The following is a 20,005-nucleotide window of genomic DNA, read 5'->3' on the forward strand; positions in this document are numbered from 1 at the left end:
TCAATGCCCATCCTTGCCCGAGCCATTGCCATCCGAGCCGTCGGTCGTGCCACCCGCCGCGCCGCCTTGCGGATCGTGCGGATGGTGCTGTTGATAGTGGCGCAGCGCCTCATCCGGGTCTTCCTTCTCACCGCCGAACTTCGCGCGAATCACGACGAAGAACATCGGGATCATGAAGATCGCGAGGAAGGTCGCCGTCAACATGCCGCCGATCACGCCGGTACCGATCGCGTGCTGGCTGGCCGAGCCCGCGCCGTTACTGATCGCGAGCGGCAGCACGCCGAGAATGAACGCGAGCGAGGTCATCAGGATCGGACGCAACCGCAGACGCGCCGCTTCGAGCGCGGCTTCGATCGGTCCCATGCCTCCACCCTGCTGCAGTTCTCGCGCGAATTCCACGATCAGAATCGCGTTCTTCGCCGACAGACCCACTGTGGTCAGCAGACCCACCTGGAAGAACACGTCGTTCTCGAGCCCGCGCAGCGTCGCGGCCAGCAGTGCGCCGATCACGCCGAGCGGCACCACCATGATCACCGAGAACGGGATCGACCAGCTTTCATACAGCGCCGCGAGACACAGGAACACGACGAGAATCGAGATGCCGTACAGGATTGGCGCCTGCGAACCCGACTGACGCTCTTGCAGCGACAGACCCGTCCACTCGTAGCCGACTCCCGCCGGCAGCTTGGTGACGATCTGTTCCATCGCCGCCATCGCCTGACCGGTCGACTTGCCCGGCGCGGCCGCACCCTGGATTTCCACCGACGAAATACCGTTGTAGCGCTCGAGCTTCGGCGAACCGTAGGTCCACTCGGTGCTCGCGAAGGCCGAGAACGGCACCATCGCGCCCGCGCCGTTGCGCACGAACCAGGCATTCACGTCTTCCGGTTTCATCCGGAACGGTGCGTCGCCCTGCAGGTAAACCTTCTTGATCCGGCCGTCCGTGTCGAGGAAGTTGTTCACATACGCCGAGGCCCATGCGATCGAGAACGTCTGGTCGATCGAGGCGAGCGAAACACCCTGCGCCGAAGCCTTCTCGTGGTCGATGCTCACCTTGAACTGCGGCGTATCGTTCAGGCCGTTCGGACGCACCTGCGCGAGCGTCGGATCTTTCGCCGCCAGACCGAGCAGCATGTTGCGCGCTTCCATCAGCTTCGCGTGACCGATACCCGCGCGATCCTGCAACTGGAAGTCGAAGCCCGCAGCCGTGCCGAGTTCAGGAATCGACGGCGGATTGACCGGGAACACCGTCGCGTTCTTGTAGGTGCTGAAGTGCATGTAGAGACGGCCCACCAGCGCTTGCACCTTCTGGTCCGCGTGCTGGCGCTGCGCGTAGTCCTTCATCCGCACGAACACGAGACCCGCGTTCTGGCCACGACCCGCGAAGCTGAAGCCGTTCACCGTGAAGGTCGATTCGACGATCGCCTTCTCCTCGTTCAGCAGGTAGTCCGACACATCCTTCAGCGCGCGCGCGGTAGTTTCCTGCGTGGAACCCGACGGCGTTTGCACCAGCACGAACATCGTGCCCTGGTCTTCGTCAGGCAGGAACGACTTCGGCAGACGCACGAACAGCAGCCCCACCGCGAAGATCACCACCATGTAGATGATGAGCCAGCGGCCCGAGCGCTTGATCACGTGGTGCACGCCCGAGTGGTACTTGTCGCGGCTCGTGTTGAAGGTACGGTTGAACCAGCCGAAGAAGCCGGTCGCTTTTTCGTGATGACCCTTCGGAATCGGCTTCAGGATCGTCGCGCACAGCGCCGGCGTCAGAATCAACGCGACGAGCACGGACAGCACCATCGCCGCGACGATCGTCAGCGAGAACTGCCGGTAGATCGCGCCGACCGAGCCGCCCGAGAACGCCACCGGCACGAACACCGCCGACAGCACGAGCGCCACGCCGACGAGCGCGCCGGTGATCTGGTCCATCGCCTTGCGGGTTGCCTCGCGAGGCGATAAGCCCTCCTCCTGCATCACCCGCTCGACGTTTTCCACCACCACGATCGCGTCGTCCACCAGCAGGCCGATCGCGAGCACGAGACCGAACATCGACAGCGTGTTGATCGAGAAACCGACCACGTTCATGATCGCGAACGTACCGAGCAGCACCACCGGCACCGCGATCGTCGGGATCAGCGTAGCGCGCAGGTTCTGCAGGAACAGGTACATGACGAGGAACACCAGCACGATACCTTCGAGCAGCGTCTTGACCACTTCCTCGATCGACAGGCGCACGAAAGGCGTCGTGTCGTACGGGTACTGCACCACCAGGCCGTGCGGGAAGTACTTCGACAGTTCGGCGATCTTCGTGCGCACCGCCTTCGCGGTGGCGAGCGCGTTCGCGCCCGTGGCGAGCTGGATACCGAAGCCTGCCGTCGGCTGACCGTTGTACTTGGTGTCGAAGTTGTAGTTTTCGCCGCCGAGCTCGACGCGCGACACGTCGCGCAGACGCACCTGCGAGCCGTCCTGATTCACCTTCAGCAGGATGTTGCCGAACTGCTCGGGCGTATTGAGCAGCGTGGCCTGCGTGATCGTGGCCTGCAGCACCTGCCCCGGCACCGACGGCGTACCGCCGAGCGAGCCGCCCGCGACCTGCACGTTTTGCGCCTGCAGCGCGGAGGAGACGTCGAGCGGCGTCAGGCCGAAGTTGTTCAGCTTGTTCGCGTCGAGCCAGATCCGCATCGCGTACTGCGAGCCGAACAGCGTCACCGTACCCACGCCGTCGATACGGCTGATCGGATCCTGAATGTTCGACGCCACGTAGTTCGCGAGGTCGTACTTGTTCATGCTGCCGTCGGTCGACACGAACGCCATCACCATCAGGAAGCTGCTGCTCGACTTCGTGACCTTGGTGCCGAGCTGCTGCACCGCTTGCGGAAGCAGTGGCGTGGCGAGCTGCAGCTTGTTCTGCACCTGCACCTGCGCGATGTCAGGGTTGGTGCCGGCCGCGAACGTCAGCGTGATGGTGGCCGTGCCTGAGTCGTCCGAGGTCGACGCGAGGTACAGCAGGTGGTCAAGACCACTCATCTGCTGCTCGATCACCTGCGTAACGGTGTTTTCCACCGTCTTCGCCGAAGCACCCGGATAGGTTGCGCTGATCTGGATGGACGGCGGCGCGATGGTCGGGTATTGCGCGATCGGCAGCGTGAACACCGACGCGATACCCGCGAGCATCAGGATGATGGCGATCACCCATGCAAAAATCGGGCGATCAATAAAGAACTTTGCCATGAGGCGGGCTCCCTGTTATTACGCGCCCGAAGCGGCGGAGGCAGGCTGAGCCGCGGGTTGACCTGTCTGGGCGCCGTTTGCGGCGGCCTCGGAAGCCGGGTTGCCGGGCAGCTGCGCCGGCACGGGCTTGACCTGCTGGCCGGGACGCGCCTTGTCGGTGCCCTGGACGACCACGCGGTCACCCGGCTTCAGGCCGTCCGAGACCACCCAGTACGAGCCGAAGGTGCCCGAGGTGACGAGCTGACGCAGCTCGACCTTGTTGTCGTTGCCGACGACGAGCGCGGTGGGCTGACCCTTCTGGTCGTGCGTGACGCCGACTTGCGGCACGATCAGCGCGTTCTGGTTGACGCCCTCGTCGATCTTCGCGCGCACGAACATGCCCGGCAGCAGCACGTGGTTCGGGTTCTTGAAGATCGCGCGCACCGTAACCGAACCGGTGCCCTGGTCGACGGTCACGTCGGTGAACTGCAGCTTGCCCTTCTCGGAGTAGACGCGGCCGTCTTCCAGCACCAGCGTGACCTGCGCGGCGCCCGGGCCGGTCGTCTTGAGACGCCCTTCCTGCATGTCGCGGCGCAGCTTCAGACCTTCGAGGCTCGATTGCGTGAGGTCGGCGTACACCGGGTCGAGCTGCTGGACCGTGGCCATCAGCGTGGCCGCACTCTGCTGCACGAATGCGCCCGGCGTGACCTGCGACACGCCGATCCGGCCGGTCACGGGCGAGGTCACGTCGGTATAGCCGAGGTTGATCTGCGCGGTATCGACCGCGGCCTTGCCCGCGGCGACGTCGGCGGCGGCCTGGCCTTCGGCGGCGACCGCGTTGTCGTAGTCCTGCTTGCTGACCGCGTTCGCCGCGACCAGCACCTTGTAGCGATTGGCCTGCGCGGTGGTCGTTACCAGGTTCGCCTGCGCCTTCGCGAGCGATGCCTTCGCGTTGTTCAACGACGCGATGTACGGCGCCGGATCGATCTTGTACAGACGCTGGCCGGCCTTGACCTCACTACCCTCGGTGAACTCACGGCGCAGCACGATGCCGTCGACCCGCGCGCGCACCTGCGCGACGAGGAAGGCACTGGTACGGCCGGGAAGTTCGGTGACGACGGGCACGGTCGTCGGCTGGAGGGTGACGACGCCGACTTCGGGCGTCTGTGGCGGCGGGGCAGATTGTTTTGGTCCGCACGCCGCCAGCAAGATGGCAGCCGTCGCGGCACTGATTAAGCGGAATGGAACCCGTTCGACGCGCATGGAGCGACCTCTGTCAAAGACTGAGTAATGAAAAAGTGCGCGCATCCCTACCCCGGGGACGACAGCGCACACAAGCGTCTCGCGACGCTCGACCGGAAGCCCATGGATGCAAACCTGCGCCTGCAGGGCACCCTGCTACGAATGCGCCATACCGGGGAATGCCGCGCAACGCCGCCGTTTGGCGGCCGCGAAAGCGCTTTCGAAAGGCAACAGTGACGGATATTAACCGCTCGTCACGGCTTGGGCTATCCGATCGTGGGGTGCTATTATATATACATTCATGAATGCATGTAAAAGTGCATTTATATCTTCCGAGGCTGGGGTACCGCAGATTCGCGTCGCAATTCGCTTCAGAAGTAGTCAAAGCGTCATCAGACTGACTTAAAACTGTCCGCATAAACCCCAGGATCAGCGCAGGCTACACCAATATGGTCAGAAGAACCAAAGAAGAGGCGCTGGAGACGCGCAACCGGATTCTCGACGCGGCCGAACTGGTCTTCTTCGAGAAGGGTGTATCGCGCACGTCGCTGGCCGATATCGCCCAGGCCGCGGGCGTCACGCGCGGCGCCATTTATTGGCATTTCGCGCATAAGAGCGAGCTGTTCACCGAAATGTTCGACCGCGTGCTGCTGCCGCTCGACGAACTGAAGGCGGCGTCGCTCGATCCCAACGAAGCTGACCCGCTCGGGCGACTGATGGAAGTCTGCATCGTCTGCCTGCGCGACACCGCCAACGATCCGCGCCGCCGCCGCGTGTTCGACATCCTGTTTCTGAAGTGCGAGCTGGTCGAAGACATGGGGCCGGTGATGGAACGGTATCAGACCAATATGCGCGAGGGGCTCGCGAAGATCGAGGGCGGTCTGCGCAATGCGATCTCCAAAGGCCAGATGCCCGCCGACCTCGACACGAAGCTTGCCGCGGCGATGGTCCACGCGTTCGTCGGCGGCTCGTTACGCGACATGCTGTTTTTGCCCGACGCGACCGACTTCGGCGCGCATGCGCAGCAGATGGTGGAAGCGATGTTCGACGCCTTGCGCCTGAGTCCGGCGTTGCGCAGGAAGGCGGCGTAGAAGGCGCGCGAGGGTGACGGATTGGAACAGCGGGCGGTTCGGTGAACCGCCCGTTTCTGTTTTTGGACCGGACCACCGCCCCTGCGCCGGGTTCAGGCAACCGCCCGGCGCGCTCGCGCCGCCTGATTCGACGCATAGATGTTGCCGCGCTCGAGCGGCGCGCCGCTCTTTAGCACCGCGATCCATTGATCGGTGCTCGCGACCGCCGCGAAGCGCGACTGCAGCACCACGCTGAACACGCGATGAATCTCCTCCGCGCTCGCGAAGCCCGCGCTGTTTTCATACGGCACCGAGCCGGTTGCGTCGTGCAGGAACTCGACGGCGAGGCCAGCATGCACCGCGTGGTTGATCGTCGAGGCATCGCAATTGTGGGTCATGTAGCCGGTGACGCTCAGCGTATCGATCTGCCGGGCGGCGAGCCAGTCGCCCAGATCGGTCCCAGCGAATGCGCTCGGCAGCGACTTCTCGACGAAATGATCATGAGCGCGCGAGCTCACGACCGTGTGCAGTTCCGCGCCCGCGCTGCCGCGCGCGAACAGCGGCGAGGTGGCGGGCGCGACGTTCTGCACGATCACGACCGGCACGCTGGCGGCGCGCGCTGCATCGATCGCGCGACCGATGTTGGCGAGCGACGTGCGCACGTCCGGAAATTCGATCGGCAGGTCGCCGCTCACGTATTCGTTCTGCACGTCGATGACGATCAGCGCACGGCGCGGCGCGGGTGTGCTCATGGCAAGGCTCCTTGTCAGAAAAAGCGGTCGATGGTGCGCGCCCAGCGCGGTGGCCGCGGCGCAACGGCAATGACGGCATTGTTGCTCCGCTGCCCGCCTGTCGACAGCGGCCCGAATGACAACCTTCGCTAGAATCGGGCCATACTTATGGCTTTCATGAGGCGCCCGGCATGACCACCTTCGCATCTTCCGACGACGTCTCCGATCAGGCGCCGCGCCACGTCGTCGCCGTCGTCGCGTTCGACCGCATCAGCCCGTTCCATCTGTCGGTGCCGTGCGTCGTGTTCGGCGAGGACCGTCGCGGCGGCGGTGTTCCCGACTTCGACTTCCGCGTCTGCGCCGCGGAGACAGGCGCGCTCGCGACGACCGCGGGCTTCTCGATCGCGGTCATACACGGACTCGAAGCGCTTGCCGACGCGCAGACGATCATCGTGCCGAGCTGGCGCGATCCCGCCGAAACCCCGCCCGCCGCGCTGCTCGACGCGCTGAGGGCCGCGCATGCGCGCGGCGCGCTGCTCGTCGGCCTGTGCCTCGGCGCTTTCGTGCTGGCCGCCGCGGGCATCCTCGATGGACGGCCCGCTTCGACGCACTGGGCCTGGGCCGACGACTTCGCGCGCCGCTACCCGCGCGTGCGGCTCGACGCCGACGTGCTGTACGTCGACGACGGCAACGTGCTGACCTCGGCCGGCACCGCCGCCGGCCTCGACTGCTGCCTGCACGTGCTGCGCAAGATCTGCGGCGCGCGGGTGGCGAACCACGTCGCGCGCCGGCTCGTCGTATCGCCGCATCGCCAGGGCGGCCAGGCGCAATACGTGCAGCAGCCGATGCCGCCGAACCCGCGCGGCGATCGCCTGTCCGGCCTGCTCGACTGGGTGAGCGGCAACCTGGCCGCGCCGCATACGCTCGACACGCTCGCCGCGCGCGCGTTGATGAGCCGCCGCACCTTCACGCGGCGCTTCCGGCTCGCGACCGGCACCACCGTCGGCGCGTGGCTGCTCGCGCAGCGGCTCGCGCGTGCGCAACAGCTGCTGGAAAGCACCGACGGGTCGGTCGAAGCGATCGCGGCGAGCGCCGGATTCGGCTCGGCCGCATCGCTGCGGCAGCATTTCGCGGACGCGTTTCGCACGTCGCCGAGCGCGTGGCGGCGGGAGTTTCGCGGGGATTAGATGAAGGCGGCGGGAGCACCGCTATTTCGTAGTGCGTCACCGGGATTTCGTAGTCGCGCGGGATGTTTGTCGCGCGTTCCATCAGGGGCTGCGCGCGGCTCGCGGCCTCAATGCTCGCTGAACCAGCGCGCGACATACAACAATAGTGCGACCAGAAAGATCATCCCGGCCCACGCCCAGTACGGCACGACATGCTGACCGGGCTCGTGATGCGACCAGCTATGCGACGCGCTCGCCGCGCGCCCCGACAGCGCATGGCTGTGCTCGATGCGCGCTCGCCGCGCGATGCCGCCGAGCGTGATCGGCCGCAAAAACACGTACTGGCGACGCGGCGCCGTGCCACGCGCGCGGTTCGGCCCTTTGCCGTGCTTGGCGCGCACGACGGCGTCGAACTCGGCGAAAAAATCGTCGGCGATCTGACGCAAGGCGTTCTCGAGCTGGCGCGTCGGCAGCTCGGCTAGCGGTCCCGACGACGTCGCCCACAGTGTGTAGTCGATGCGCGTGCCGCGCTCCCGCCCCTCGTCCGCGCGCAAACGCACTTCGATCTGACCGCGCAACGCGCCGATGCCCTCGGCCAAGGCCTTGAAGTTGATGGTGCGGCGCTGCGCGTCCGCCGGGCCGGAATCCTGGCCGGCGACGTGCGCGCGCGCCTGATAATGCGCGCGCAACGGGCCGAGCGGCACGGTCATCGTCAGCGCGTATTCGCCGTGGGCGAGACGCACGAACGACTCGCAGTTGTCGAGGCTGGCACGCAACAGCGCGAGGTCCTGCAACGCGTCCCAGACCTCGGACGGCGCCAGCGGAATCCGTAACGCGTCGTTCAGTTCCATGACAACCTCCCCGATGAACGCGCCGACTGCGGGATCAGGACGTCTGATCGATGCGGTCGACGCGCGATGCGTAAAAAGCGAGATAGCCCTTGATGCGACTGACCGGCTCGAACGGCGCCTCGTAGCACCACACCGCGTTCTCGATCACGCCATCTTCGGTGCGCAGATGGAAGTACGACGCGTCGCCCTTGAACGGGCAATGCGACGTGTGCGTCGAGCGTTCGAGCCGGGCCATGTTCACGTGCTCGCGCGGGAAATAGAACACGTCGGCGAGGCCGGTCTCCGATAGCGTCAGCGCGGCCTTGGTGTCGGCCATCGTCACGCCGCCGTGAATCACGCGCACGCGGTGACCGTTGTCGCGGATCACGATGGTATGGCCGTCCAGCCGTCCCGCAGATGTCGACGCATCGCTCATGTCCAGGCTCCGTGATGGGGTGGGTGCTGCACTGCCGGCTGTTGCCGCCGGAACGGCAAAGCCACGGGAGCTGCCCGTGGCTTCATTATCGGCCAAACTTCGGCCGATTGCGCAAGCTTGCTGCGCGGCGGCGGACCGATCGACCCGTTACTTCGCGTTCCAGATGAACGCGGATTTGACGTTGCCGTGCGCCGGCACGCTAACCGAGCGGGTTTGCTCGCTGTCGTTGTATTTCGCGTGCACCGTATAGCGGCCGGGGCTCAAGCGCACCAGCATGAACGGTCCGCGCGACGTCGTGTTCAGCACTTCGCCGTTATGGGCATCGACGATACGCACGTGCACATCCGCGAGAAACTCGGCGTTGGGTCCGGTGAAGCGCAACGTCATTGGCCACTGGCTTTGCGCTTGTCGCAACGCCCGCGATTCGTCGAGGCCGACGCCGCCCGACACGTACGACACGTCGCCCTGCTGCTGGACTTGCGGCAGACCGCCGCCGTTGGTGTTGCCCGCGCTGGTGTTGTCGGTCGTCGAGCCACCGGTCACGCCCGCCTGCTGCGCGTACGCACCGCCCGCCAGTCCGAGCGCGAGCGCCGCGCACAGCGCGACGGCTACGATCCTTTGCTGATTGCGTTGGGTTTTCATCGGTTCGCTCTCCTTGTTGCAGTCCTTTCCCAGTCCCCGAACAGGCCCAAATCAAGGTCGAAGCAACCTGCGTGCCAACCATCCGGTTGCGTCGACTGGACATGCGCGACCGTGGCAACAAGCCGCGTGGCGCGTTTCGCCCTGTCCGCGCTGCTCGCTGTAGCACGGTACGGACCGGCGAAAAAAAACCGGTCCTTGCAGTAAATGCAAAGGACCGGCAATCGCTACTACAGCCAAACTGGAATGGGCGATCCGTTCGAACCGCCCGGATACTGGATCAGCCGAGATCTACGGGCACGAAAATCTGCGCGTTGTCCCGCTGGATCAGCAACGCAATGCTGTTGCCTGCGCCCGAAATCATCTGCTTCAGCTGATCGATGTTCGTGACCGGACGGCCATTGACCGCGAGAATCACGTCGCCCGCCTGGATGCCGGCACTCGCCGCCGCGCCGCCTGCCTGCTGTACGAGCAGACCGTGCGACACCGACGCGCTGCTCTTCTCTTCCGGCGTCAGCGGCCGCACCGCGACGCCGAGACGGCCTTGCAACTGGGTCTGCTGATCGGTCTTGTTCGCCGACGCAACCTTTGCGTCCGAGAACGAGCCGATCGTCACCTTCACGTCCTTGCTGGCCTTGTCACGCCACACTTTCAGCGTGGCCGAGCTGCCCGGCGCGAGACCTGCGATCTTCGCCGGCAGATCCGTCGAATCGCTCACTTCGTCGCCATTCACCGACAGGATCACGTCGCCCGGCTGCAAGCCAGCCTTGGCCGCCGGCCCGTTGGCGTCGACCGAGCTGACCAGCGCACCTTGCGGCTTCTGCATGCCGAACGACTCGGCGAGCGTCTGGTTCAAGCCCTGTACCGCGACGCCGAGGCGGCCGCGGCTCACGTGACCGGTCTTGACGAGATCGTCTTTGACCTTGATCGCCTCGTTGATCGGGATCGCGAACGACAGGCCCTGGAAGCCGCCCGTCTGCGAGTAGATCATCGAGTTGATGCCGATCACTTCGCCTTGGAGATTAAAGAGCGGACCGCCCGAGTTGCCAGGGTTCACCGGCACATCGGTCTGGATGAACGGCGTGTAGTTCTCATTGGGCAGCGAACGCGACTTCGCGCTGATGATGCCCGAGGTCACGGTGTTGTCGAAGCCGTACGGTGAGCCGATCGCGACGACCCACTGACCAACCTTGCTTTGGCGCGGATCGCCAATCTTCACCGTCGGCAGATCGCTCGCGTTGATCTTCAGCACGGCGACGTCGGACTGCTTGTCGGCACCGACCACCTTCGCCTTGAATTCGCGCTTGTCGGTGAGCTTCACGGTGACGACGTTCGCGCCATCGACCACGTGCGCGTTCGTCAGAATGTAGCCGTCATTGCTGATGATGAAGCCCGAGCCGAGGCTCGCGCTCGGCTGGTCGGGCGCGTCTCCGCCATCGCCGCCCTGCATGCCGGGCACGCCGCCGAAGAACCGCTTGTAGAACTGATAGAACGGATCGTTCGGATCGATCGGCAGCTGGTTGCCGTTGAGGTTGCCGCCATTACCACGCATCGCGGTTTGCTTGACCACGTGCTTCGCGCTGATGTTGACGACGGCCGGACCGTAGGTTTCGACGAGACCGGAGAAATCGGGGATACCGGTTTTGGCGGCTGCTTCGGCTGGCATCATCGCGGCGGCTTGCGCTGGCGAGATGATCTGCGGTGCTGGCACGTCGCGATGGCCCGCCACATAGCCGGCTGAAAGCGCAGCGGCCACAGCTACCGCAACGGCGCCGCGGGACAAGGTTTTCGCGTTCATCATGAGCTCCTGACTGGAGAAAGTGACTTGGGATGTCGAGGAGCGTAAGGGGCATCACTTAAAAGAGTCTTAAGCAGCGCCAGATCATGGGAACCTTATCGGACCGGCCGCTACGGACTGCCGCGCCAGCACGAACGCCGGCGTTGGCCGAACAGTAAATCACCATGATCAGAAGCGTACGATGACCTGCAAACCACCGGCCGGCGAGTCATCGAGCGACACTTGCGCATGATGTTGGGTGGCGATCCGACGCACGATCGCGAGACCGAGGCCGCTGCCCGCCACGTCGGTGCGCGCGCGATTCGCGCCCGCTCCCGCGCGATAGAACCGGTCGAACACGCGCTCGCGATCGGCGGGATCGATACCGGGGCCGCTATCGGCGATCCGCACGACCGGATGGCCGTCCTCGACACGCAGGCTGACGTCGACGCGGCCGCCACGCGGCGTGTACTTGGTCGCGTTGTCGACGAGGTTGTTGAACATCACGCGCAGCGCTTCGGCGTCGCCGGTCACGCTGGCGGCCTCGCTCGCCTCGATGCCGAGGTCGACGCCGCGATTCATCGCGAGCGGCGCGTAGGTCGCGACGCACTCCTGCAGCAGCTCGCGCAGATCGAGCATCACTGCGCCGGCGGCGCCGTCCGGCTCGGCGCGCGCGAGCGCGAGCAGTTGCTCGGCGAGGCGCGTCGCGCGCGTGACACCGGCCTGCAGATCGACGAGCGCCTCGCTGCGGGCTGTGTCGTCCTTCGCGCGCGCGACCAGTTGCGCCTGAATCTGTACCGCGGCGAGCGGCGTGCGCAATTCGTGCGCGGCATCGGCGACGAACGCCTTCTGGATATCGAGCGCGGTCGCGAGCCGCTGCAGCAGCCCGTTCAGCGCACGCACGAGCGGCCGCACTTCGAGCGGCAGGCGCTGATCAGGCAATGGATCCAGCGCTTCGGGATGACGGGTGTCGAGCGCGCTCGTCACGCGCCGCAGCGGCCGCAGCCCGCGACCGACGATCACCCATACCGCGAGTCCGAGCAGCGGCAGCAGCACGATCAGCGGCCACAGCGTGCGCAGCGCGACATTGGCGGCGAGCCGGTTGCGCACCGACAGCGGCTGCGCGAGCTGCACGACGTTGTCGCCGACGATCGCGCCATATACGCGCCATTCGCCGCGGTCGGTGCGCTCGGTCGAAAAACCGAGTTCGGCGCGCGGCGCGAGCGGCGCACGCGGCCGCGAGTAATACATCAGCATGCCGTTGCGGTTCCAGATCTGCAGCACGATGCCCTCATCGCCGGTATCGCGGCCGAGCACCTGCGAGAACGGTTCCGCCGGCAGCGCCGCGGCGATCTGCTCGAGCTGGTAGTCGAACAGCTCGTTCGCTTCGGCGAGTGCCTGCCGGTAGATCAGCCAGCCCGCGATGCCGACGCCGAGCAGCACGAGCGCGAGCAGCCAGAACAACAGTTGTCGACGAATCGAGCGCATCGGCTCAGGCGTCCTTCGCGATCATGTAGCCAAGCCCGCGAACGTTGCGGATCAGATCGGCGCCGAGCTTCTTGCGCAGCGCGTGGATATAGACCTCGACGGTATTGCTGCCGATCTCCTCGCCCCAGCCATACATCTTTTCCTCTAGCTGGCTCTTGGACAGCACCGCGCCGGGTCGCGCGAGCAGCGCCTCGAGCAGCGCGAATTCGCGCGCGGATAGCGCGACCAGGGCGCCATCGAGCGTCACCTGGTGCGACGCGGGATCGAGGGTCAAATTGCCGTGGCGAATCGTCGAATCGCTGCGGCCGGACTGGCGCCGGATCAGTGCGCGCATCCGCGCACCGAGCTCGTCGAGATCGAAAGGTTTGACAAGGTAATCGTCAGCGCCGGCGTCGAGGCCTTTGACACGATCGGCGACCGCGTCGCGCGCGGTGACGATCAGCACCGGCAGCGCATGGCCGCGCGCACGCAGTGCGCGCAGCACCTCGAGACCGTCGCGCTTAGGCAGACCGAGGTCGAGCAACGCGAGGTCGTAAGGTTGGGCCGCCGCCGCTCGCAGCGCCGCTTCGCCGTCCTCGACCCAATCGACGGCGAAGCCTTCGCCGCGCAGCGCCTTGCGCACGCCTTCGGCGATCATCCGGTCATCTTCGACTAGCAGGATGCGCATGGTTGTCCGTTCCAAAACATTCGATGATGCCGCATTCTAGCGCCCGCTTCCGACCCGTGCGGCGTGTGGCGCTTTTTTCACCGCAGCCTCGCGGGATGTCACTACAATGGGCGCTTTGCGTCGCGCGACGGCCGTCGGGTAGACCGCGGCGCGCTACCGCGCCGTCAAGGCGCCCAGCTTGCCGTTCCATCGTCCCGCGCACGGCGCACGCCGCTCGCCGCACACCTTGAAATCCTGCTCATCCGTTTGCCCGTTCACCCGTTCATGACGCACCCTTTTCTGTCTTCCGTCGCACGCCGTATGGCGCTGCGCTCGCGCCGTATGTTCGATCGCGCAGCCTTCATGCCTAACCGCGTCGTGCCGCGCGCGGCCGTCTGGCTCTGCGCCGCCGCGCTCGGCGCAGGCACGCTGCTGCCGCTGACCGGGGAGGCCCGCGTCAAGGCCACGCATCCGAGCGTCAACGTCACGACGGTACTGCCGCAGCCGGTGATGGTCGGTCTGCAGCGCGCGCACGTGCCGTTGTCGTCGATCAGCGTGGTCGTCGAAAAGGTCGGCGATCGCACGCCGATCCTCGCGCTGAACGCCGGCAAGCCGATGATGCCCGCCTCGACCATGAAGCTCGTCACCACCTACGCGGGCCTGTCGATCCTCGGTCCCGGTTACCGCTGGCGCACCAGCGCGTACGCGGACGGCCCGCTCGACGCGAGCGGCGTGCTGCACGGCAATCTGTACATCCAGGGCACCGGCGACCCGAAGCTCGTGCCCGAAGAACTGATCGACCTCGTGCAGAAGATTCACAAGGCGGGCATCAACGGTATCGACGGCGCGCTGGTGCTCGACAAGCGCTACTTCGATCCGTCGACTCGCGACCTGCCCGCGTTCGACGACGACGTGAACGCGCCATACAACGTCGGCCCCGATCCGCTGCTGTACGCGTTCAAATCGCTGTCGTTCACGCTGACGCCGTCGCCCGATGGCACGGTGGCGATCGACGTGCTGCCCGCGCTCGCGCAACTGCGCATCGACAACCAGTTGCGTGCGACGAGCGGCCCATGCCGGGGCGAGCTGCCGACGCCGACCGTCACGCCGGAGCCTGACGGCACGCTCGTCGCGTCGTTCATCGGCGATTTTCCGGTGCGCTGCGACGCGCGCACGATCAACGTCGCCGTGCTCGATCACTCGACGTTCTTCGCGCGCGGCTTCCTCGCGCTGTGGCAGCAAACCGGCGGCACATTCACGGGCGCGACCCGCGAAGGCGCGGTGCCCGCCGGCGCGAAGCTCGTCGCCAGGCACGAGGGGCCGATGCTGTCGGACATCGTTCGCGACATCAACAAGTTCAGCAACAACACGATGGCGCGCAACCTGTTCCTGACAATCGGCGCCGCCGAGGAAAGGCCGCCCGCCACGCCCGCGAAAGCCGCGCACGCGGTCGAAGCTTTCCTGACGCGCGACAGCCTGAACACCGAATACCTGTCGCTCGATAACGGCTCGGGCCTGTCGCGCGACGAACACATCACCGCGCTCGCGCTCGCCGATGTTCTGCAACGCGCGAACGCGAGCCCAGTCGCGCAGGTGTTCGTCGACTCGCTGCCGATCGCCGGTGTCGACGGCACGATGCGCAATCGCCTGACCAGCCAGGGCGCGGGCGGCAACGCGCACATCAAGACCGGCACGCTGCGCGACGTACGCGCGATCGCCGGCTACGTCGCGTCGGCCGACGGCAACAGCTATGTCGTCGTCAGCCTGATCAACGATCCGCATTCGGAAGCGGCGCGCGCCGCGCACGACGCGCTGCTCGAATGGGTGTACGAAGGCCCGTCGCAGGGCTTTACGAAGGTTTCCGCGCCCATCGAGGAAGCGCGCGAGAAGCCCAGGAAAAACCCGCGCAAGCGCGGCAGCCACTGAGTATTCCTTCTAGCGATGCCGCGCGCGGCAAGCCCCTAACCGTGTACGCTGTCGGGCAGCATGCGGCGCGCGACATCACGGGCTTGCCGCGCAGGGCGCCGGTCGTGCAGACCGCGCGACCTCACGAACGATAACGACACCACCCGCCGCGTACCGCGCGGCGGTCAGGGACCAGGAAGGGAGACAAGATGCAATTCGATGCCGAATTGCTGCTGCTCGCCATGGCGCCCGTCTTTCTTGCCTGCATCGGCTGGGAGGCGTGGCACGTGAGCCGCACGCGCCCGGCCGAGCGGCTCTACAGCTGGCGCGACACGCTGTGCAACGCCGCGCTCGCGCTGCTGCAGCAGGCCGCCGACAAGCTCGCGTGGCTCGCGATCATCCCTGTCTACGCGTTTTTCTACGAACATTACCGCTTTCATACATGGCCGGCGACGTGGCTGTCGTTCGTCGTGCTGTTCGTCGCGCAGGACCTGCTCTATTACCTCTTTCATCGCTGCAGTCATCGCGTGCGCAGGCTGTGGGCCGCGCACGTCGTGCATCACTCGTCGGAGCGGATGAATTTTTCGACCGCGTTCCGCCAGAGCCTGATGTACCCGATCGCCGGCATGTGGGTGTTCTGGATTCCGCTCGCCATTGCTGGCTTTGCTCCGAAGCAGATCGTCGCGGTCGTGCTGATCAATCTCGGCTTCCAGTTCTTCGTGCAGACGCAGGCGATCGGCAAGCTCCGCTGGCTCGAATACGTGTTCAATACGCCGTCGATCCATCGCGTGCATCATGCGCGCAACGATCGCTACATCGATCGCAATTACGCAGGTGTACTGGTGATCTGGGATCGCCTGCTCGGCAGCTACATCGAAGAAGACCCGCACGAGGCGCCGCGGTACGGCATCGCCGAGCCGCTGCATACGTACAACCCGCTGAAGGCGACGTTTCACGAATGGGCATCGATGGCCGCAGACTTCGCGAGCGTGCGCGGCTGGCGCAACAAATGGCGTGCGCTGTTCGCGCCGCCCGCCTGGGCCGCCGCTTATCATGCGCAGCGCGCGAAGGGAGCCGGCTTGAACTCAAACCATACGGTCGCGCTTCGGACATCGCGCAGGCCGTAGAAGATTCTGTAAGCTGTCGTCACGCCGCCAACGCGGTGGACGCCGCCTGCAACACATGGCATCAAGGGCCACACATACGAGGAGATGCAGTCAACATGAATCAAACCGCTTCGAAGAAACAGCAATGGTTGCGCGTCACGCAGATCGCAGTGGCGAGCGCAGCGTTCGCCGCGCTCGCGGCATGCGGCGGTGGCAGCGACAACAATAGTTCGAGCAGCAGCAACACGCCGCCGGGGGGCGTCACGCTGCAGGTCGTGTCATTCGGCGACAGCCTGTCGGATGTCGGCACATACATGCCGACGGTCCAGGCGAACGTCGGCACGGGCGGCGGCCGCTTCACGACGAATCCGGGTGAGGTCTGGACGCAGAAGGTCGCCGAGTACTACGGCGGCACGCTCACCGCCGCGTACGTCGGCGGCTTCGGCATGCCGCTCACCGCGACGGGCGGCCTCGGTTACGCGCAGGGCGGCTCGCGTGTCGATCTGCAGCCGGGCGAAGGCTACGCGCCGAACAACATGGCCGCGACGACGGTGCCGGTCACGACGCAGGTCGCCGAGTATCTGGCCGGGCACAATAACAGCTTCAATTCGAACCAGCTCGTGCTGATGAACGGCGGCGCGAACGACATCTTCGTCGCGGTGCAAGCGGTCTCGGCTGCCGGTACGGCAGCGGCGACGCAGGCGCTCCTGAACGGCGGTACCCCGGCCGACGCGCAGACGGCGGCAGCCGCCGCGTCGCAGACGGCCACGCTGGCCGCGCTGCAGGACATCACCACCGCGGCGACCACGTTCGTCGGCACGGTGCAGAAGGTCGTCGCGTCGGGCGCGACGCACGTGGTGGTGTCGGACGTGCCGGACATCGCGCAGACGCCGCAAGGTCTCGCCGCGGGCGCGCAAGGCCAGGCGCTCATCAACGCGCTCGTCAAGACCTACAACGGCGTGCTGCAGCAAGGCCTCGCGTCGAGCAAGCAGGTCATCTACGTGAGCGCATTCGCGTGGATCGACCAGACGTTGCAGAACTATCAGTCGCTCGGTTTCACCGTGTCGAATACGGGCACCGCGTGTAACCTGACGTCGATGGCCCAAAGCGCGACCACGTACGCGACGAACAATCCGAGCGTGCTCGCCTCCGGCCAGACGGCGGCGGACTTCGGCAGCGCGCTTGCGTCGTCGCTGTTCTGCTCGCCGCAAACCTACACGGTGGCCGGCGCGGACCAGACCTACATGTTCGCCGACCTCGTGCATCCGACCACGCATCTGCAAGCGCTGTTCGCACAGCAGGTCGAGACGCAGATCGCTGCTAGCGGGCTTGGCAAGTAACGCGGCGTTGGCCGTGGGGTTAGCGGTATTGACATGACAGCTAACCGGCGTCGCTAAGGCTGGCTGGATGGCAAAAGGCCCGGCTCGTTGAACGAGCCGGGCCTTTGTCTTTTCCGGTGGCCGTGCCATGCAGCGCAGCGAGCCGATTGCGTCAGTGCTGCGCTTCGAACGCCGCCGCCGCGCGCCCGAGCCGATCGTTGACCGCAATCCATTCGATCGTATCGGGCAGCTTCTCGATCAGAATCCGCGTGACGTTCGCGCGATCGAGCGCGCGCAGCAAACCGTAGAGTTCGCGTGCATAGACGTGCGGATCTTCCGGCGCGGCGACGAAATGCACGCCGTCGACATCGGCCCACTGTCCCGCACGCGACGCGCGCGCGACCAGTGCGACGCGCTCGCCCGGCTCGCGCACCGCGAGCAGCGGCTCGAGCTCGCCGAGTGGCAGCAGCACGAGCGGCGTGCGCGGCGCGTAATGCGCTTTCAACGTGCCCGACGCGCGCGGCGCGGTCGCGTCCGACCCGTCGGGCAGACGCGGCGCCTCGCCGAGCACGTCGGCGATATCCTGCGGCGTCACGCGACCGGGCCTCAGCAGCGCCGGAAAGCCGCGCGACAGATCGAGAATCGTCGACTCGATACCGACATCCGACGCGCCGCCATCGAGCACATGAATCGCGCTGCCGAACTCGTCGCGCACATGCTGCGCGGTGGTCGGGCTCACATGCCCGAAGCGGTTCGCCGACGGCGCGGCGACGCCGCCATGCCCGCCGCGCAACGCGCTGAATGCATCGAGCAACGCCTGCGCAACCGGATGCGACGGGCAGCGCAGTCCCACGGAGTCCTGCCCGCCGCTGACCGCCGCCGGAATGCGCGCAGCGCGCTTGAGGATCAGCGTGAGCGGTCCCGGCCAGAACGCGTCGATCAGACGCTGCGCATCCTCCGGCAAATACTCGACCCAGTAGTTCGGATCGCCATGCGGCGCGAGATGCACGATCACCGGATGATTGGCCGGCCGCCCCTTCGCCGCGTAAATGCGCGCGACCGCGTCCGGGTTCTCGGCATCGCCGCCGAGGCCGTACACGGTTTCCGTCGGAAACGCGACCAGCCCCCCCGCGTCGAGCAAGGCCGCCGCGTGCTCGATCTGCGCGGCGCTGACCGGCAACGCGTTGGTAGCGTCCTCGGCGGGTTTCAGTTGATCCGGCATGGCGCGCGCGTCAGCTGGTGGCGATGTGCAGCAGCCGCGCGCAATCGCGCGCCGCGGTGCGGGCTTCTTCGAGGGTCGGCGCGGTGAAGTTCACGTGGCCCATCTTGCGGCCGCAACGCGCCTCTTCCTTGCCGTACAGATGCAGGCGCGCTGACGGCATCGCGGCGACTTCCTGCCACGGCGGCGTGACCGCCGCGCGCTTCGGACCGTCCGGAAACCACACGTCGCCGAGGATGTTCAGCATCACCGCCGGCGAATGCTGGCGCGTGTCGCCGAGCGGCATGCTGGTCATCGCGCGCACCTGCTGCTCGAACTGGCTCGTCGCGCAGGCGTCGACCGTGTAGTGGCCGGAGTTATGCGGGCGCGGCGCCATTTCGTTGGCGACCAGCGAGCCGTCTTCGAGAATGAAGAATTCGACGCACAGCACGCCGACGTAGCCGAGCTTCTCGGCGATCTGCAGCGCGGCCTGTTGAGCCTGCTGCACGAGCGCCGGCGACGCGTCCGGCGCGGGGACGATGGTGTGCGACAGCACGCCGTCGCGATGGGTGTTCTGCGCGAGCGGATAGACCACCGACGCCCCGCTCGCCGCGCGCGCGATCAGCGCCGACACCTCGAACTTCAGCGGCAGGCGCTTCTCGAGCACACACGGCACGCCGCCGAGCGACGCATGCGCCTCGCGCACTTCCTCGGCGTTGCGCACGCGAATCTGGCCTTTGCCGTCGTAACCCATGCGCGCCGTTTTCAGGATGCCGGGCAGCACCGCTTCGAGCTCGCCATCGCCCAGCGCCGCAAGCGCATCCGACGACTCGATCACGACGTGCGGCGCAACCGTCACACCCGACGACGCGATAAAGCGCTTCTCGGCGATCCGGTCCTGCGCGACGGCGACGCAACGCCCCGCCGGGCTCACGAAGGTGGTCTTGCCGAGAAAGTCGAGGCTCGCGGACGGCACGTTCTCGAATTCGGTCGACACCGCCGCGCACAACCGCGCGAGTTCGGTCAGCGCCGCTTCGTCGCCGTAGGCCGCGCGCAGGTGGCGGTCGGCGACCGCGCCGGCCGGGCTGGTTTCGTCCGGATCGAGCACAGCGACGCGATAGCCCATCGCCTGGGCGGCAAAACAGAACATGCGGCCGAGCTGGCCGCCACCGACCATGCCAAGCCATGCGCCGGGCAGAATCGGTGAAACCGGTGTGTTGTCAGGGTTCATCTTGGTGGTCG

16 protein-coding genes are annotated in these 20,005 nt (G+C 66.2%); 5 read left to right on the forward strand and 11 right to left on the reverse strand.

Annotated elements, in window-relative coordinates; all coding sequences use genetic code 11:
• Nucleotides 1-3,231, reverse strand: coding sequence for an efflux RND transporter permease subunit (locus OKW26_RS30605; RefSeq protein WP_429356093.1), 3,231 nt, complete (start codon nucleotides 3,229-3,231; stop codon nucleotides 1-3).
• 18 nt (nucleotides 3,232-3,249) lie between these two features.
• Nucleotides 3,250-4,473: an efflux RND transporter periplasmic adaptor subunit gene (locus tag OKW26_RS30610; RefSeq protein WP_184058300.1), complete on the reverse strand. Its 1,224-nt coding sequence runs from the start codon at nucleotides 4,471-4,473 to the stop codon at nucleotides 3,250-3,252.
• Between the two features lie 428 nt (nucleotides 4,474-4,901).
• Between OKW26_RS30610 and OKW26_RS30615 the strand changes: the two genes are divergently transcribed.
• Entirely contained in the window at nucleotides 4,902-5,543 is a 642-nt protein-coding gene (locus tag OKW26_RS30615) for a TetR family transcriptional regulator (RefSeq protein WP_184058302.1), read from the forward strand.
• Nucleotides 5,544-5,635: 92 nt separating this feature from the next.
• On the opposite strand, the gene OKW26_RS30620 is transcribed toward OKW26_RS30615, so the two are convergent.
• On the reverse strand, nucleotides 5,636-6,274 hold the full coding sequence (locus tag OKW26_RS30620; protein WP_429356094.1) for a cysteine hydrolase family protein: 639 nt from the start codon (nucleotides 6,272-6,274) through the stop codon (nucleotides 5,636-5,638).
• 170 nt (nucleotides 6,275-6,444) lie between these two features.
• On the opposite strand from OKW26_RS30620, the gene OKW26_RS30625 reads away from it, so the two are divergent.
• Nucleotides 6,445-7,440: a helix-turn-helix domain-containing protein gene (locus OKW26_RS30625; RefSeq protein ID WP_184058306.1), complete on the forward strand. Its 996-nt coding sequence runs from the start codon at nucleotides 6,445-6,447 to the stop codon at nucleotides 7,438-7,440.
• Nucleotides 7,441-7,547: 107 nt separating this feature from the next.
• On the opposite strand, the gene OKW26_RS30630 is transcribed toward OKW26_RS30625, so the two are convergent.
• The 6 genes from OKW26_RS30630 to OKW26_RS30655 all read right to left on the reverse strand — a co-directional run bounded on the left by OKW26_RS30630 (nucleotide 7,548) and on the right by OKW26_RS30655 (nucleotide 13,256).
• Nucleotides 7,548-8,270 carry a CoxG family protein gene (locus OKW26_RS30630; protein WP_018421687.1) on the reverse strand — a complete coding sequence of 241 codons (723 nt, stop codon included), beginning with the start codon at nucleotides 8,268-8,270 and terminating at the stop codon, nucleotides 7,548-7,550.
• Nucleotides 8,271-8,304: 34 nt separating this feature from the next.
• Nucleotides 8,305-8,685 (reverse strand): DUF427 domain-containing protein, encoded by a 381-nt coding sequence (locus OKW26_RS30635; protein WP_184058309.1) that lies wholly within the window; start codon nucleotides 8,683-8,685, stop codon nucleotides 8,305-8,307.
• 147 nt (nucleotides 8,686-8,832) lie between these two features.
• A complete protein-coding gene (locus tag OKW26_RS30640) occupies nucleotides 8,833-9,327 on the reverse strand; it encodes a carboxypeptidase regulatory-like domain-containing protein (protein WP_429356095.1) in 495 nt (164 codons plus the stop codon).
• Between the two features lie 277 nt (nucleotides 9,328-9,604).
• A complete protein-coding gene (locus tag OKW26_RS30645) occupies nucleotides 9,605-11,122 on the reverse strand; it encodes a DegQ family serine endoprotease (RefSeq protein WP_184058614.1) in 1,518 nt (505 codons plus the stop codon).
• Nucleotides 11,123-11,290: 168 nt separating this feature from the next.
• Entirely contained in the window at nucleotides 11,291-12,589 is a 1,299-nt protein-coding gene (locus OKW26_RS30650; protein WP_184058313.1) for an ATP-binding protein, read from the reverse strand.
• A 4-nt stretch (nucleotides 12,590-12,593) separates the two neighbouring features.
• Nucleotides 12,594-13,256, reverse strand: a complete 663-nt coding sequence (locus tag OKW26_RS30655; protein ID WP_027198735.1) for a response regulator — start codon at nucleotides 13,254-13,256, stop codon at nucleotides 12,594-12,596.
• Between the two features lie 264 nt (nucleotides 13,257-13,520).
• Here OKW26_RS30655 and dacB point away from each other — a divergent pair, with 264 nt between their 5' ends.
• The 3 genes from dacB to OKW26_RS30670 all read left to right on the forward strand — a co-directional run bounded on the left by dacB (nucleotide 13,521) and on the right by OKW26_RS30670 (nucleotide 17,586).
• Nucleotides 13,521-15,161, forward strand: coding sequence for a D-alanyl-D-alanine carboxypeptidase/D-alanyl-D-alanine endopeptidase (gene dacB, locus OKW26_RS30660; RefSeq protein WP_429356096.1), 1,641 nt, complete (start codon nucleotides 13,521-13,523; stop codon nucleotides 15,159-15,161).
• Nucleotides 15,162-15,349: 188 nt separating this feature from the next.
• Nucleotides 15,350-16,267 (forward strand): sterol desaturase family protein, encoded by a 918-nt coding sequence (locus OKW26_RS30665; RefSeq protein ID WP_429356097.1) that lies wholly within the window; start codon nucleotides 15,350-15,352, stop codon nucleotides 16,265-16,267.
• 95 nt (nucleotides 16,268-16,362) lie between these two features.
• The gene (locus OKW26_RS30670) at nucleotides 16,363-17,586 is read left to right on the forward strand and encodes an SGNH/GDSL hydrolase family protein (protein ID WP_429356098.1); all 1,224 of its coding nucleotides are present in this window, start codon (nucleotides 16,363-16,365) and stop codon (nucleotides 17,584-17,586) included.
• 151 nt (nucleotides 17,587-17,737) lie between these two features.
• On the opposite strand, the gene OKW26_RS30675 is transcribed toward OKW26_RS30670, so the two are convergent.
• Nucleotides 17,738-18,787 carry an L-threonylcarbamoyladenylate synthase gene (locus OKW26_RS30675; RefSeq protein ID WP_429356099.1) on the reverse strand — a complete coding sequence of 350 codons (1,050 nt, stop codon included), beginning with the start codon at nucleotides 18,785-18,787 and terminating at the stop codon, nucleotides 17,738-17,740.
• Between the two features lie 10 nt (nucleotides 18,788-18,797).
• Complete coding sequence (locus OKW26_RS30680; RefSeq protein ID WP_184023007.1) at nucleotides 18,798-19,994, reverse strand: 5-(carboxyamino)imidazole ribonucleotide synthase; 1,197 nt, start codon at nucleotides 19,992-19,994, stop codon at nucleotides 18,798-18,800.
• Nucleotides 19,995-20,005: the final 11 nt, after the last annotated feature.

The sequence above is a fragment of the Paraburkholderia sp. 32 genome, assembly GCF_050435345.1.
Classification (GTDB): Bacteria; Pseudomonadota; Gammaproteobacteria; order Burkholderiales; family Burkholderiaceae; genus Paraburkholderia; species Paraburkholderia tuberum.

Excerpts from the sequence above, each read along its gene's own strand:
- OKW26_RS30610 (WP_184058300.1), bottom strand. The coding sequence starts at position 4,473 with ATGCGCGTCGAACGGGTTCCATTCCGCTTAATCAGTGCCGCGACGGCT.
- OKW26_RS30670 (WP_429356098.1), top strand. The coding sequence starts at position 16,363 with ATGAATCAAACCGCTTCGAAGAAACAGCAATGGTTGCGCGTCACGCAG.
- OKW26_RS30680 (WP_184023007.1), bottom strand. The coding sequence starts at position 19,994 with ATGAACCCTGACAACACACCGGTTTCACCGATTCTGCCCGGCGCATGG.
- OKW26_RS30625 (WP_184058306.1), top strand. The coding sequence starts at position 6,445 with ATGACCACCTTCGCATCTTCCGACGACGTCTCCGATCAGGCGCCGCGC.
- OKW26_RS30605 (WP_429356093.1), bottom strand. The coding sequence starts at position 3,231 with ATGGCAAAGTTCTTTATTGATCGCCCGATTTTTGCATGGGTGATCGCC.
- OKW26_RS30620 (WP_429356094.1), bottom strand. The coding sequence starts at position 6,274 with ATGAGCACACCCGCGCCGCGCCGTGCGCTGATCGTCATCGACGTGCAG.
- OKW26_RS30630 (WP_018421687.1), bottom strand. The coding sequence starts at position 8,270 with ATGGAACTGAACGACGCGTTACGGATTCCGCTGGCGCCGTCCGAGGTC.
- OKW26_RS30645 (WP_184058614.1), bottom strand. The coding sequence starts at position 11,122 with ATGAACGCGAAAACCTTGTCCCGCGGCGCCGTTGCGGTAGCTGTGGCC.
- OKW26_RS30665 (WP_429356097.1), top strand. The coding sequence starts at position 15,350 with ATGCAATTCGATGCCGAATTGCTGCTGCTCGCCATGGCGCCCGTCTTT.
- dacB (WP_429356096.1), top strand. The coding sequence starts at position 13,521 with ATGACGCACCCTTTTCTGTCTTCCGTCGCACGCCGTATGGCGCTGCGC.
- OKW26_RS30650 (WP_184058313.1), bottom strand. The coding sequence starts at position 12,589 with ATGCGCTCGATTCGTCGACAACTGTTGTTCTGGCTGCTCGCGCTCGTG.
- OKW26_RS30635 (WP_184058309.1), bottom strand. The coding sequence starts at position 8,685 with ATGAGCGATGCGTCGACATCTGCGGGACGGCTGGACGGCCATACCATC.
- OKW26_RS30615 (WP_184058302.1), top strand. The coding sequence starts at position 4,902 with ATGGTCAGAAGAACCAAAGAAGAGGCGCTGGAGACGCGCAACCGGATT.
- OKW26_RS30640 (WP_429356095.1), bottom strand. The coding sequence starts at position 9,327 with ATGAAAACCCAACGCAATCAGCAAAGGATCGTAGCCGTCGCGCTGTGC.
- OKW26_RS30655 (WP_027198735.1), bottom strand. The coding sequence starts at position 13,256 with ATGCGCATCCTGCTAGTCGAAGATGACCGGATGATCGCCGAAGGCGTG.
- OKW26_RS30675 (WP_429356099.1), bottom strand. The coding sequence starts at position 18,787 with ATGCCGGATCAACTGAAACCCGCCGAGGACGCTACCAACGCGTTGCCG.